Origin of the sequence: Rhodanobacter lycopersici, assembly GCF_040812335.1 — a bacterium.
Taxonomy (GTDB): domain Bacteria; phylum Pseudomonadota; class Gammaproteobacteria; order Xanthomonadales; family Rhodanobacteraceae; genus Rhodanobacter_A; species Rhodanobacter_A lycopersici.
In genome coordinates, this window is record NZ_JBFOHK010000005.1 from 234,260 (window position 1) to 248,607 (window position 14,348).

At 68.4% G+C, this 14,348-nt stretch carries 6 protein-coding genes and 2 pseudogenes; 1 reads left to right on the forward strand and 7 read right to left on the reverse strand.

Going from position 1 to position 14,348, the window contains the following annotated elements; translation table 11 throughout:
• Window positions 1-19: 19 nt before the first annotated feature.
• Window positions 20-832, reverse strand: coding sequence for a sulfotransferase family protein (locus ABQJ54_RS17080; RefSeq protein ID WP_367855528.1), 813 nt, complete (start codon window positions 830-832; stop codon window positions 20-22).
• A gap of 628 nt (window positions 833-1,460) precedes the next feature.
• Between ABQJ54_RS17080 and ABQJ54_RS17085 the strand changes: the two are divergent.
• Window positions 1,461-1,787 (forward strand): annotated as a pseudogene (locus tag ABQJ54_RS17085) (M24 family metallopeptidase); the annotation flags it as partial.
• A gap of 35 nt (window positions 1,788-1,822) precedes the next feature.
• Here ABQJ54_RS17085 and ABQJ54_RS17090 read toward each other — a convergent pair.
• From ABQJ54_RS17090 to pepQ, 6 genes and pseudogenes are all read right to left on the reverse strand, one after another.
• Window positions 1,823-9,178: an autotransporter-associated beta strand repeat-containing protein gene (locus tag ABQJ54_RS17090; protein ID WP_367855677.1), complete on the reverse strand. Its 7,356-nt coding sequence runs from the start codon at window positions 9,176-9,178 to the stop codon at window positions 1,823-1,825.
• A 60-nt stretch (window positions 9,179-9,238) separates the two neighbouring features.
• Window positions 9,239-9,370 (reverse strand): annotated as a pseudogene (locus ABQJ54_RS17095) (ESPR domain-containing protein); the annotation flags it as partial.
• 63 nt (window positions 9,371-9,433) lie between these two features.
• Window positions 9,434-10,246 (reverse strand): sulfotransferase family protein, encoded by an 813-nt coding sequence (locus ABQJ54_RS17100; RefSeq protein WP_367855529.1) that lies wholly within the window; start codon window positions 10,244-10,246, stop codon window positions 9,434-9,436.
• Window positions 10,247-10,378: 132 nt separating this feature from the next.
• Entirely contained in the window at window positions 10,379-12,202 is a 1,824-nt protein-coding gene (locus tag ABQJ54_RS17105) for a sensor histidine kinase (RefSeq protein ID WP_367855530.1), read from the reverse strand.
• Window positions 12,203-12,219: 17 nt separating this feature from the next.
• Entirely contained in the window at window positions 12,220-12,879 is a 660-nt protein-coding gene (locus tag ABQJ54_RS17110; RefSeq protein ID WP_367855531.1) for a response regulator transcription factor, read from the reverse strand.
• Window positions 12,880-12,993: 114 nt separating this feature from the next.
• A complete protein-coding gene (gene pepQ / locus ABQJ54_RS17115) occupies window positions 12,994-14,313 on the reverse strand; it encodes a Xaa-Pro dipeptidase (protein ID WP_367855532.1) in 1,320 nt (439 codons plus the stop codon).
• Window positions 14,314-14,348: the final 35 nt, after the last annotated feature.

Genomic DNA, 14,348 nt, shown 5'->3' on the forward strand with positions numbered 1-14,348 from the left:
GAAATGTCGTCGAGCTGTGTCAGACGATGCGCACGCCGCGCGGGTTGAGCTTGGGGTCGCGCCAGAAGGCGTCGTTCGCGAAGCGCTGGAACAGGTCCGGCGGCAGGATGGTGGCGCGTTCGTCGGCTTGCACGCGTGGCCGCACCACGTGCAGCCCCGGCGTGCCGGCCTTGGCGTCGAAGGCGGCCGCGTCGAAGTCGACGTGCTCGACGTCGTGTCGGAAGGCCGGCTCGCCCAGGAAGTCGTAGACGGCCTCGAGCGCCCTGGCCGGTTCGCGGGTGAGGGTTTCGTACTGCACCAGCAGCAGGCGATCGGCGTGGTCGCCGAAGTACGCCTCTTTCAGCGCGTCGTAGGCGTAGCCGAGCATGCCTTCGCCCCCGGCGATGCCGTTGGCACGCGTGTACACCGTGCCGCCGGCGGTGTAGTTGAAGATGGAGGAAGGCTGGAAGGCGTTCCTGCGGATCAGCCGTTCGAGGCTGTCCACGATCCACGGCACCTCGCGCACGCAGGCGATCACGCGGCTGTCGGGGAACAGCGTGGCCAGTGCCGGCAGGCGGGTGCACCAGGCGCGGCTGGTGTCGAACACCACTTCGGCCTGCGTGTCGGCGTAGTACTGCTCGAACAGGCCGCGCAGGACGCGCTGGCGCTGGGTGTCCTCGATGAACACCGAGAACTCGTTGCGCGCGCTCATCTCGCCGAGCAGGGCGCCGAACAGCCCGGCGAGCGGGCCGCTCATGCTGGCGTGGAAGCGCGGATTCTGGCGCAGCAATGCAGCCAGCAGAGTCGAGCCCGAGCGCGGCAGACCTGAGATGAAATGGATGCGCTGGAACACGGAGCCCCCTGCCGCATGTCGGATGGAATGGCAGCCCCGCTGGTCGCTGATCACGACAAGAGCGACCGAGCGCACATTATGTCGGAACGGGGAGCGGGTTGGCATCCCCGAAATCGGGGTTTTCCCCTTCCTTTGGGAGAGAGGGGGTGAGGGTCCGGCCGAAGCGTATTGCCGATGCCTTGCGTAAGTCGTCAACGTTCCGTTCCAACCGAACCCGCTCCCGCCCGTTGGGCGCCCTCTTCTGGAGGGAGAAGGAGTCGCTGGCTGGCCTGTCGCATCGGGCGGTTTGCACCAGCGGCGCGTCCAGCCGCAGCGCGGCACCTTGTCCGGGCTGGCTTCGATGGCGAGCTCGCCGTCCATGCGTGCAGCACGGTTGCGCAGGCTGGCCATGCCTGCGCCGGAGACGCGGTTGGCCGGGCCGAAGCCGCGGCCGTCGTCGCGCACTTCGGCTTGCAGCTGGCCATCGTTGCGCCGCTGCGAGGGGGACACGGGTATTGCCGGCGAATTGAAGCTGATGCGTGCGGCCGCCGGCATCGCCGCTCAGGCCCACCTTGCCGCATGGCGCAGCGCGCTGCCGGGGCGGTACGAGTACGAGGTGGAAGCCGAGCTGTTGCACGCGCTGCGCAGCCGTGGCGGTGTCGACCATGCGATCGCCGCAGGCAGCTACAAGCGCTACTTTCCTGGCAAGACCGGCCACTGGCTGGGCCTGGACGTGCACGACGCGGGCGACTACCGCATCGACGGCGTCTCGCGCTTACTGGAAACCGGCATGGTGGTGACGGTGGAGCCGGGCATCTACGTACCGCCCGACGAACATGGCGTGGACGAACGCTGGCGCGGCATCGGCATCCGCATCGAGGATGACGTGGCGGTGACCCGCGACGGCAACGAGGTGCTCAGTGCCGCCGTGCCGAAGGAAGTCGAGGCGATCGAGGCGTTGCTGGCCGGGCGTTGAGGCGGAAGCGGCCCTCCGTGGCCGCTCCGCGGGCCTCAGAACTTCCAGTCGAGGCTGATGCGCGCGGACTGGTCCTTGGTGTGCTGGCCGAACTGCCCCTGATAGCTGCCGTCCACCGACACACTCGGCGCAACGGTGAAGCTGAGGCCGGTGGTGAACACCCCCGCATTGCGCAGCACCGGCAGCCCGGCGATGGCGAAGCTGTCGCCGCCGCTTTCGAAGTGCATCGTGTCGACGGGCAGGGTGTCGCCCCAGGCATGCTGCCAGCCGAGGCTGGCGTGGGCATGCAGGCCGTGGTCCGGTGTGCCGAGGTCGAACGCGGCGCGCAGGCCCAGCGTGCCATAGCCGAGGGTGCTGTCCTGCGCAGCCACGTCCAGCGCCATCGGCGTGCCGTTCTCCTGCACGTCCGGCGTGCCCAGCCGTTCCACGGCCAGGTTCACGAACGGCGCCAGCGTGGTGCTGCCCTGCACGAACGGCAGGCTGGCATCGACATAGGCCTGCGCGGTGTGGGCGCGGTAGCTGCTGACGGCCGTGCCATCGAACGTGCCGAAGTCGACGGGACGGTTGGTGTCCACCTTCTGCCAGCCGTAGATCGCCGCGCCTTGCCACAGCAGCGCGCCGGTCTGCGTGCTGCCGTAGATGCCCAGGTGCTGGTCGATCACATGCGCGGACGAACCCAGCGCATCGACGCGCGCCGTGCCTTGCCCCGTGCCCATCACCGCGCCGACCCGCGCCGTGCCGCCTACCGGCATGTCCGCCCCGAACAGCAGGCCGCTGCCGTTGTCGTCCAGCGTCGAGGCGTTGCCGTCGCCGTCGTGGTTGCCCCAGTGGCCCCACGCGGCCGTCCATGCGGTGACGCCGTCGGCGTCGGTGACGTCCAGGCCGTCCGCGTCGTTGCTCTGGCCCGCGAGATGCTGGTTGATCGCGTCGCGCACGTAGTGGTCGTTGTCGGCGATGGCGGTGCGGGTGGAGGCGTGGATTTCGCCGGAGAGCTGGTCGAAGGCGCGGCGTGCGGTCGCCGCGTCCAGCACCACCAGCGCGTCATAGACCGGGTTGCCGAAACCCAGCGGGTCCGCCGCCGTTGCCACGGCCCGCTGGTTGGACGTCTGCACCACGCTGTTGAAATTGATGTCGTTGCGCTCCAGCGACAGCGTCACCGCGTTCGGAGCATAGGTCAGCACCGGGGCCAGGAAGGCGAAGTTGTCGCTGGCGGAGGCGAACCGGCCGCTGACGCCGCCGGCGGCAGTGAGCACGGTGTAGTTCGTGCGCGGTGCCCAGTTGCCGCTATCAGACAACACCAGCGCCGTGCCGGCCAGGCTGGCGGTGCCGCCGACGCTCAGCAGGCTGGCCTGGCCACCGGGCGTGGCTTCCACTTCGAACACGCCGTTGGCGGTTTGGGTGTAGTTGCCCTGGATCGTGAGCGTGCCGATGGAGCCGCCGGCCCACAGCGTGCCTTCGTTGCTGACGTTGCCGAGGATAGTGCCGTGGCCGCGCAGCATGCTGCCCACGGCGACGGCAACGTTGCCGCCCAGTGTGGTCGACGGTGCACTTGCGTCACCGACCTCGAGCGTGCCGGCCTGCACGGTGGTGGTGCCGGTGAAGGCACGGCTGTCGCCGTCCAGCACAAGCAGGCCACTGCCGGCCTTGGTGAAGCTTCCGTCACCGGAGATGGCGGCGACGAAGACGCCGTCGCTGGTCTGGTCCAGCACCAGCGCCGCGTTGTCGATGACGTTGCTGTTGCCGGGCAGGCTGGTCGTGCTCGCTACCAGGGTGCCGGCGCTGATCGTGGTGCCGCCGGTGTAGGTGTTGGCGCCGGTCAAGGTCAGCGTGCCGCTGCCCATCTGCGTCAACGTGCCGCTGCCGCTGACCACATTGGCGTAGCTCACCGCGTCGCTGTGGTCGAAGGCCAGCGTGCCGTTGTCGGCGACGTTGCCCGTGCCGATCGAACCCGCGGAGCCGCCATTGCCCACTTGCAAGGTACCGGCGTTGATCGTGGTGCCCGCCGCGTTCGACAGGGCGTTGTTGTCGATGACCCAGGTGCCGCTGCCGCTCTTGACCAGCGCACCGGCGAACGTGGTGGTGCCGGTCACCGCCTGCGAATACAGCTGCGGCGTGCTGTTGGCGCCGTCCAACGTCAGCGTGGCGGACGTGTTCGTGCCGATCGCGAGATCGCCCGCAATGCTGCCACCCGCGGTCAGCTCCACGGTGTTGGCCTGGCTCGGGTCCATCTGCACGTTGCCGGCGATGCGGCCGGCATTGCTCAGGCGCAGCGCGCCACCGCCGGACTCCGCGAGGATCGCGCAGTCGCCGTTCGTGTTGCAGTCGCCGGAAGCGGTACCGGTAGCCTCGATCAGCGAGCCCGCGCCGTTGGTGACTGTGCCGCCATGGCCGAGCATCACGCCATATACCGAACCTTCGATGCTGCCGCCAGCGCTGTTGGCGACGGTGCTGCTGGCTCCGGTGAGCAGCGCCCCCGCGAAGCCGCCCTGGATGCTGCCGCCGGCGTTGGTGATCGAGCCGCCGTCCTGCAGCAGTGCACCGATTGCCCCTCCCGTGATGCTGCCCGTGTTGTCGACGGTCGCCGTGCCTCTGGTCGAGACCACCGTGACAAGGCTGCCGGTATCGTCGAGCGTGCCCGCGTTGTCCAGGGTCGCGCCGTTGTTCAGCTCGATGAGGTTGGCCAGCGTTGTGCCGCTGACCACGCGCAACGTCGAGGCCAGGCCGGCGCTGTTGTCCACCACCACGGCGCCGGTGCCCGGCACGCCGCCCGGCACGATCTCCAACGTGCCGCCATCTACCGTCGTGGTGCCGCCGTAAGTGTTGGCGCCAGCCAGCACCAGGGTGCCGTAGTCGGTCTTGGTGAGTCCGTCCGTGCCGGCCAGCACGTTGTCGATCGTCGCTGTCACGCCGGTACTGTTGCTGTTGCCGTCACCCACGTTGACGACCGGCGCGACGCCGTTGCTGGCCACCAAGGTCAACGCGCCGCCGCTGAGCGTGTAACCGTTCACCGCAAACTGCAGGCCGGTGGCGCTGACGCCGCCGGCGCTGTCGTCCACCGACACTGCGCCCGCAGTGCCGCCGAAGATCGCGAAACCCGGCTGCGGCGACATCCGGCCATTCGGCACGATGCCCATTGCATCCGTCCACGCTTGCGAGATCGCGGACCATGTGCCGCTGCCGCCACCCATCTGCCTGGGGCTGGCTTGTCCGTTCGCGTTCCAGAAGTCCACCGTGTACCCGGTGGTGTCGATCAGGTTGATCTGTTTCTGCGTCGTCAGGTTCTGCAGGAACAGCGTCTGGCCGGACGGCGTGGCGCCCAGGGTCAGGCCGCCATTGGATTCGGTCAGCGTGCCGCTGTAGCTGAAGACGTTGTACAGGCCCGGACCCATGCCGACCCCATCGGTGACGTTGAGCGTGGCGCCGCTGAGGGTGAGGTTGCCCTTCACGGTCACGCTGTCGCCAGCGCCCGACTGCGCATACGGATTGCTGCCCGCACCCGGCGCGCCGACGGCAATGTCCATCGTGCTGCCCTGATCCAGTTGCAGGTTGCCGTTCACCGTCAGCGTGCCAAGGGTGAAGGCATTGCCGGGTGCCAGCGTGCCGCCGGACTGGATTTCCGTCGTGCTCGGATCGGTGGTGCCCACGCTGCCGAGGCCGGCCAGGGTTGCGCCCGGATCCACCGTCATATTGCCGCCCAGCGACGCGCCGTTGTTCGCCACATTGCCCACGATCAGCGTGCCGGATTGCACGATGGTGTCTCCGGCGAAGGCGCTGCTGTTGCCGTTGAGCACGAGACTGCCGGTTCCTTCCTGGATCAGTGTGCCGGTGCCTGAAATCACGCCGCCGAAGGTCGCCGCATCGCTACGGTCGAAGGCAAGGACTCCACTGTCTGTTACGTCGCCCGTGATCGAACCAGCCGCGCCGCCGTTGCCGATCTGCAGGGTGCCTGCACTGATCGTGGTATTGCCGGTGTAAGTATTGGCCCCAGTCAGGATCAGCGTGCCGTCGTCGATCTTCGTCAGACTGCCGTCACCGGAGATGACGCCGGCATAGGTGGCGGTGGTTCCACTGTTGGCGTCGCCGCTGCCCTGGTCGAACACGACCCCGGCCGTATCGCCCGTGCCGGGATTGAACGTGATGTTGCCGGCGAATGCCGTCGCATCGCCCTGCAACGTGCCATCCGCGATGTTCCAGTTCTGGGAGCTGCTGCCCGCGCCGACCAGTGTCCAGGTGCTGGCGCCTGTCTTGTCGTAGGCCTGGAAGCCGTAGTACTGCACCGTGCCGGTCCAGGACGTGGGCTGGGTGCCGACAATCTGCGTGAGGTCGAATGTGTCGTTGGCGCTGCCGCCAAGCGCGAGTGTGTCCCCACCATTCGTCGCGCCGCTGGTCGAGACCACATTGCCGGTGAAGCTGTAACCACTCTCCAGCGTCAGCGTGTTGCCGCCGCCGGAAAGGTCGACTGCATCAGCGGGCGCGCCCGTGCCTCCTTGCGACAAGCCACCGCTGACCAAGCCCGCGTTGATGATTGTGCTGGAGCCGGTGGACACGATGCCGGCACCGGCGTTGCCGGCACTGGGATCGGGAGACCTGTGGATGCCTGGAGGGCCGCTGCCGGTAACGCTGTCGGTAATACCGCTGCTGCCTACCCCTCCGACGATGCTGCCGTCGTTGGTCAGCGTGAGCGAACTTCCCATGACGCCGGCGCCGCCGTTGCCGCCGGCGCCGCCCAGTCCTCCGGAGGCGTAACCTCCATTGCCGGCTGCGCCGCCGGTAATGGTGCCGCTGTTGCTCAGCGTGAAGGCACTGCCGTCCATGCCGTTGCCGCCGTTGCCGCCATTGCCACCGAGGCTGACAACGCTGAGGCCGCTGGTATTGGCGCCCACCGCGCCAGCCGCGCCGTTGCCGCCCGTGATCGCGCCGGTGTTGGTCAACATCCCTGCGTTGCTACTGATACCCGCACCGCCAGCCCCACCTACGCCGGGGACCAGGGCCGAACCTGTAGAGCCGCCAGGGCCGCCCTCAATGCTGCCGCTATTGGTGAGTGTGGAAACGCCACTCACGCCGGCACCGCCGGCGCCACCGGTGCCGCCGGCGTTGACATCGCCCCCGGAGCCCCCACCAATGTGGCTCTCGTTGGTCAGATTGAAGGACGTACCGCCGACGCCGGCGCCACCGGTGCCTCCAAGACCATAGACACCGGCTATGGCCCCATCGCCGCCTTGGATGGTGCCCTGATTGGTTACCGTAAAGGAACTGCCGCCGACGCCTGCGCCGCCGTTGCCGCCGACGGCAACAAACCTGGAGCTGGCGCCGGTGGCCCCGCTTGCGCCCGAGCTGCCGTAGGGCTGGCCAAAACCGCCGTAGCCGCCCGCGCCGCCGGCACCGCCGGTGCCGGCGGTCGAACCGCCGCCAACACCGCCCTGGACCACGCCGTCATTGGTCAAGGTGAAGGCGCTTCCATCGATGCCCGCGCCACCGTTGCCGCCGTTGCCGCCATTGCCACCGTTGCCGCCTGCACCGCCTGCGCCGCCGTTGCCGCCGCTACTACCGGGGTTGTTTAGCGTACCTTGAATGCCTGCGCCGCCGCCGCCGCCCGTGCCCCCCGCGCCGCCTGCGCCACCTTCGCCGCCCCAGCCACCGTCGCCGCCGGTGATGATGCCGGTGGCGAGATTGGTCAGGCCAACAGCACCATTCGCAGTGACGCCCGCACCACCGTCGCCGCCCGCACCGCCGTTGCCACCCGCGCCGCCGGTACCGCCGCCGCCGCCACTGCCAGCGTTGGCGGCTGCAAACCGACCACCATAGCCATCGCCACCCATGCCACCCATACCGCCGTTGCCGCCGGCACCGCCGTTGCCGCCGTTGCCGCCTGTCGCGCCCGCAATGCTGCCGCTGTTGGTCAGCGTGGAATTGCCGGCATCGACGCCCGCGCCGCCATGGCCGCCCATGCCGCCCGCGCCGCCCATGCCGCCCGTACCGCCGGTGCCGCCGGTGCCACCGTCAAGAGCATAGGCACCTGATCCACCCGCACCTCCAACGCCGCCCGTGCTGGCATTACCGCCGCTACCACCGCTGCCACCGGAGGCGCCCGCCAAGCTGCTGTTGTTGGTCAGCGTGAAACCACTGCCGGCGACAGCCGCACCACCGTTGCCGGCCTGGCCAGCCCCGTTAGCGTTTGCGCCGCTGCCGCCGTCTCCACCGTTGCTGCCAGCGGAGCTGCCGCCTGCGCCGTTGTTCCCAACACCGCTGGAATTACCGCTGTCGGTGCCGTGCGCGCCGATGCCGCCGGAAATGTCATGGAAGTTGACCAGCGTAAACGAAGTGCCATCAAGCCCATACCCGCCGTTTCCTCCCGCCCCTGTGCCACCAGCCCCTCCGGCGATCGTGCCGTAATTGGCCGCGGTGAAATAACTGCCGCTGACGCCGCTCCCCCCCATTCCACCCAGACCCTGCAAGCCGGCGGAGCCATCGACTTGAAAAAAACTGCTAATGCCTTGTCCATTGGCGCCGGCCAGACCGCCGGCACCACCCATGCCGGCATTGCCACCCATGCCGCCTGCAACACTGCCGTGATTGGTCAAGGTGAAGCTGCTGCCGCTGACGCCATCGCCACCTTTTCCGCCGGCCCCACCGTCGCCGCCGTTACCGCCCGGGCCACCCGGCAAGCCTGTTTGCGCACCGCTGCCGCCGTTGCCGCCGGCCCCCCCGTCGCCGCCATTACCACCTGTACCGCCGGTGATCGCACCCTGACTGTCCAGGGTGAAATTGGTGCCGCTGACGCTGGTACCGCCATCGCCTCCGTCTCCGCCATTGCCACCATTGCCGCCGGCATAGCCGAGGGCTTTGTTGATGGGCGCCGGATAAACAATAAGCCCTCCAGCGTCGCCCGTACCGCCGGTGCCACCGATGCCGCCATCACCACCATTGCCGCCGGTGGCCACGCTGCCGGAATTCTCGAGCGTTATCGAATCCGGAGAGGCGGTCGTGCCGGTGGCGAGCAGCACTCCTGGCGCCGCGCTGCCTGTGCTGCCTGCGTTGCCTGCGCCGCCGGCACTGTACGAGCCGTTCGCGCCATCGGCGCCATTGCCGCCACTACCTGCTGTGGCGGCTGTCAGCTGCGCGGTGTTCGTGCCAATGCCGAGCGTCACGCCGTAGACCGCCAGCGGCATCGCATTCGGTCCCACGATCTGCAGCGAACCGGCGATGCTTGCATTGCTCAGCGGGGGCAGAGTGCCCGTTTCGGTAATGGTGGTGCCGGGCGCCAGCAGGATCGAGATCGTGCTGCCGGGATTCGCGTTGGCCTGGCCGATCGCCCAGCTCAGCGAGCCAATCGTGTTGCCGCTGCCATCGTCGGTGGCCAGGACGACGTTGTAGACGCCAGGGGCAGCCATGGCCGTTGCTGACAGCATACTGCTGCCTGCCGCGAGTGCCGTCAGCAACGCTGCCGCCAAAGGGCGGCGATGCAGCGGCGACGCTCCCATGCCATTTGCTCCGCTACCTTTGTTTCCGGCGCGGACCAGTTCGGAGGCGACCTGCAATACGCCCAGTATGCGATTCCAGACAAGGCTGTAGATGCGATTCATGGCTTGATCCCTGGGATGCGGCGCGGTGGTGTGCTGGTGATGGGGGCGCGATGGTGGTGCGCGTCAGACGATGCGCAGCCCCTCGGGCAGGCGCTGGGGATCGTTCCAGAAGGCGTCACCGGCGAAGCGCTGGAACAGGTCGGGCGGCAGCAGGGTCTTGCGCGGCTCGGCCTTCACCTTGCCGCGCACGGTGTGCAGGCCTGGGGTGCCGGCGCGGCGGTCGAACTCGGCCACGTCGTAGTCGACATGCTGGAAGTCGTGCGGGGCGCATGGCTCGCCGATGAAGTCGTAGATCGCCTCCAGCGCGCGCGCTGGCTGGCTGGTGAGAGTTTCGTACTGCACCAGCAGCAGGCGGTCGGCCTGCGTGCCGTAGCAGGCCTGCTTCAGCGCGTCATAGGCGAAGCCCACCATGCCGTCGGCACCAGCCACGCCGTTGGCGCGGGTGTAGACGGTGCCGCCTGACGTGTAGTTGAAGATCGAGGAGGGGCTGTAAAGGTTCTTCTGCACCAGCCGCTCGATGCTGTCGATGATCCACGGCAGCTCGCGCACGCAGGCGATGACTTTCGCCTCGGGGAACAGGTCGGCGATCGCAGGCATGCGCGCGCACCAGGCGCGGCTGGTGTCGAACACTACCTTCGTCGTGCTGTCGGCATAGAACTCGTCGAACAATGCACGCAGGATGCGCCGGCGCTTGGCATCGTCGAGGAAGACCGCGAACTCGTTGCGTTCGCTCATCTCGCCGAGCAGCGCGCCGAGCAGGCCGGCGAGCGGGCCGCTCATGCCGGCGTGGAAGCGCGGGTTCTGCTGCAGCAGCGCGGCGAGCAGAGTGGATCCCGAGCGCGGCAGGCCCGAGATGAAATGGATCGCGCGTGGCATGGCTTTCCCCCTGGATGACGCGCTCGATACTTGAGCGTCGCTTTGCGAGCGGCGTCACATTAATCAGGGGGTGAAGGATCTGGGTATCCCCGAAATCGGGGGTGGGATGGCGGTGGCCCCCGAAGTCGGGAGTCAGGGCGCGGGGCAATCCAGTTGCAGGGCGGCGCCCGCGCCGGGTGCCGCCTGGACGGCGAGCCTACCGCCAAGGCGGGCGGCGCGGCTGTGCAGGCTGGCAAGGCCGGCACCCCGAGAAGCAAGGTTGGCGGGATCGAAGCCGCGGCCATCGTCGCGGACTTCGGCATGCAACTGCTCGTGCGCGTGGCGCACGAGCAGGTCGACCCGGCAGGCGCCGCTGTGCTTGAGCACGTTGGTCAGCGCCTCTTGCAGGAAGCGCAGCAAGTCCAGGCTGCGGGCAGCGTCAAGGCGGCAGTCGTCCAGGCCGTCGAAGCGCCAGAAGCTGTCGATGCCGGCGGTTTCCAGCCGCTGGCTCCAGCGGTGGCGCAGCGGCGCCAGCAGGCCGGCGAGGTCGGTGTCCTGCTCGCGGGTGGTGGTGTCGATCACCAGGCGCAGGTCGTCGCGCAATTCCTTCAGCGTGGCGACGGTGCGGGTGGCCTCTGGCGAGGGCGGCGACTGCTCCAGCGAAGTGATGGCGCCCAGCAGGCTGCCGCCGAAGCCGTCGTGCAGGTCGCGCACCAGGTTGAGGCGCTCGCCGATGCGGGTATGGCTGAGCGCCAGCGTGTGTTCGCGCGACAGGGTCTCGGATAGCTGTGTGGTGGCCACATCCACTTCGTGGCGCAGTTCGGCGTTGAAGCCTTCCACGCGGCGCATCGCGGCGGAGAATCGCCAGGCGACGGCGAAACCCATGCCGACCAGGGTGAGCGGAGTGGTTGCCGCGCCGATGTCGTAGTCGCTGCTGGAGGCGATCTGCAAGTAGACCAGCAGGTCGGCCAGCGAAACCAGCGCGGGCACCAGCATGCAGGCGGCCATCACGCGCAGGTCGGCGCGCGGCGTGCGTATGGCATACCACAGGAAAAGCATGATGGCCGCGTAATTGGGCACGATCATGGGCAGCGCCCATACGTTACGCAGCGGCCCCATGACATGTGGCGCGAGCAGCGTCGCGAGCAGGCTGGCGGCGGAGTACAGCAGCAGTGCGGTTTCGGTACGTTGCCAGCGTTGTTCGCAGAAGCGCAGCTGGAAGATGCAGAACGTGCTGGTCGAAGCCACGTAAAGCGCGGCGTTCATGGACTCCCAGCCATCGGTGGTGGCGAACGGCCATGGGCTCAAGGTCACGAAGGTCCAGGCATAACCGGCGCCGAGCAAGGTGGTGAGGGCGTACCAGCCGAATACCGTCTCGCGTCGACGCAGCAGCCAGAACATCAGGAACAGCACGCCGAGCACCGCGCTTATCGCGAAGTTGAACAGGTGGATGTCGAAGCGCCAGAACATGCCTTTGCGATAGATCGCCTGCACGGTTTCGGGGTCGCCGATCCGCACCACACCGAGGCCTGGCTGATAGGCGGCTATCCCGGAGACGCGCACCAGCAGCGTGTTTTCTCCCGCGTGCAGCAGCGGCTGGTCGAGCACGAAGTACTGCGGCGTGATCCAGCGCCGCGACAGCGGTTCGACCAGGCTGGGGTCGCGGTGGAGCAGGCTGCCGTTGACCCAGACCTCGTCGGCCAGGCAGACATAATCCAGCAGCAGGCCGATGGGCGCATTCGGGTCGGCCTGGTTCCAGTGCAGCCGGTACCACACCACGCCATTGTGGCGCGGCCAGCGCTTGTCCCAGAAGTCCGTCAGCTTGACCGGCACCCAGCCGGCAACGGGTGGCGCGGTGGCGTCCCAGCCGGAGGGCGCGGCCTCGGCGTGCTGCAGTGTCTGGACCCGTGTTGTTGGCGACGCACCTGGATGTTGCCGCGCGCAGCCTGCCAGCAGCGCCAGAAGGGCTAGCAGCATGACGCACAAGCGTGCCGTCAACGCAGCAGCCCGCGCGACTTGGCCTCGAACACGGCGGCGGTCCGCGAACCGACCGCCAGCTTGCGGTAGATCGCCTTGGTGTAGCCCTCGATGGTGAAGCGGGACAGCGCGGTCAGTTCCGCGATCTCGCGGTTGCTGTAGCCGCGCGCGACCAGCCGCAGTATCTCGGTCTCGCGTTCGGACAGCGCGTGCCCCTCGTCGCTCGCGGCCGCGGCGGGTTGGGCGGCCGGCAGCAGGGTCAGGATGCGTCGCGCGACGAAGGGGTCGATGGGTGCGCCGCCGCGCTGGATGCTCTGCAATGCGAGTTGCAGTTCGACGTCATCGCGTTCCTTCAGCAGGTAGCCGGTCGCGCCGGCCTGCAGGGCGGCGAGCACGATTTCCTCGTTGCCCCAGGCGGATATCACCACGGTCGCCGCTTCTGGATGGCGATGGCGCAACCAGTGGATCAGATCGATGCCGCTGCCGTCCGGCAGGCCGATGTCGATCAGGGCGATGGCTGGCGTTCGTCCGGCGATGTGCGCCTTGGCTTCCGCGACGCTGCTGGCCACGGCGATGCGCGTGTCGCTGTCGGCGGCCGTGGCCAGCAGGCGCGCAAGACGCTGCTGGGTGGCGACATCGTCCTCCACGATCAATGCTGGGTCGAGTGCGACCGTCATATTCCGCATCCCCTGTCCGATGCACGCATTATGCGTTGGGCAGGGTGCAACTTCATGCGGCCTTCCGCGGCGTGGCGGATGGCTTCCCCATGATGTGCGGGAGATTACGGGAGATCAGCCGAGTTGTGCGAAGGCGTCGCGCGTGAGATTTTCCGGCACGCCGTCGGTGCAGACCACGTCGTCCTCGATGCGGATGCCGCCGTACTGGCGGAAGGCATCCACCGTGGCCCAGTCGATGTCGGCGGCGACCGGCTTGTCGCGCAGTTCGGCCAGCAGCATGTCGATGAAGTACAGGCCCGGCTCGATGGTCACGACCATGCCGGGTTCCAGCACGCGGGTCATGCGCAGATAGGGGTGGCCGGCGGGACGCGGGATGCTGCCGCCACGCTCGCTTTCCTGGAAGCCGGCCACGTCGTGCACCTGCAGGCCGATCGGGTGGCCGAGGCCGTGCGGGAAGAATGCCGAGGTGACACCGGATTCCACCGCACTCTCCGCGCTCAGGCGGATGAAACCGTGTTCGCGCAGCACGTCGGCGAGCACATGGTGGGCATGCAGGTGCAGTGCGGGATAACTCTGGGCCGCCCGCACCTTCGCCGCATAGCCCTGCTGGGCGGCGTCCATGCTGTCGATCAGCGCCTGGAACTCGGCGGCGCGCGGTGCCGCGTAGGTGCGGGTGATGTCGCTGGCGTAGCCCGCGCAGCTGGCGCCGGCGTCGATCAGGAAGGAGCGGTGCTCGGCGGGCGGCGTGCGGTCGAAGTTCGTGTAGTGCAGCACCGCGCCGTGCTCGTTGAGGCCCACGATGCTGGCATAGGGCAGCTCGGCGTCGATCTGTCGCGCCGCGGCGAGATAGGCCAGGTGGATGCCGAACTCGCTCTCGCCGGCGCGGAACGCGGCCGCGGCGGCGCGATGCGCGCGCGCGCCGATGCGGCTGGCCTCGCGCATCAGTGCCAGTTCGTACGGTGTCTTGTAGCTGCGGTGCCAGTGCAGATAGTCGAGGACGGCCTGCGGGTTGTTGACCTCCAGGCCATCGATGGCGGGGCAGGCCGGCGCGAGCACCGCGCTGCGGCCCTTTGGCAGCTGCGCCACGGCCTCCGCGGCGCTGCGCACGGTGACGATGTCGAAGTGTTCCACCCAGTAGCCGTGCGGCGCTTCCGGCACCACGTGCCAGTAATCGCGTGGCTGCACGAACACCAGCTTCGGCTTCGCGCCGGGCGTGTAGGCGATCCAGCTGGCGGGCGCGTCGGTCAGCGGCAACCAGGGCTTGAAGTGCGGGTTGGCGACGAACGGGTAGTCCTGGTCGTCGAGGAATTTGCCGGGTGGCGTGCCGGCGGCTACCAGCAGATGGTCGAAACCGCCCAGTGCCAGCGCCCGATCCGCGCGTTCGCGCAGGGTGGCGAGATGCGAAGGATAGAGCGTGGCTGGCAGGGCGTTCATGCGGGTTCCGGGCGGGGACGTCGGCCCGCCAGTGT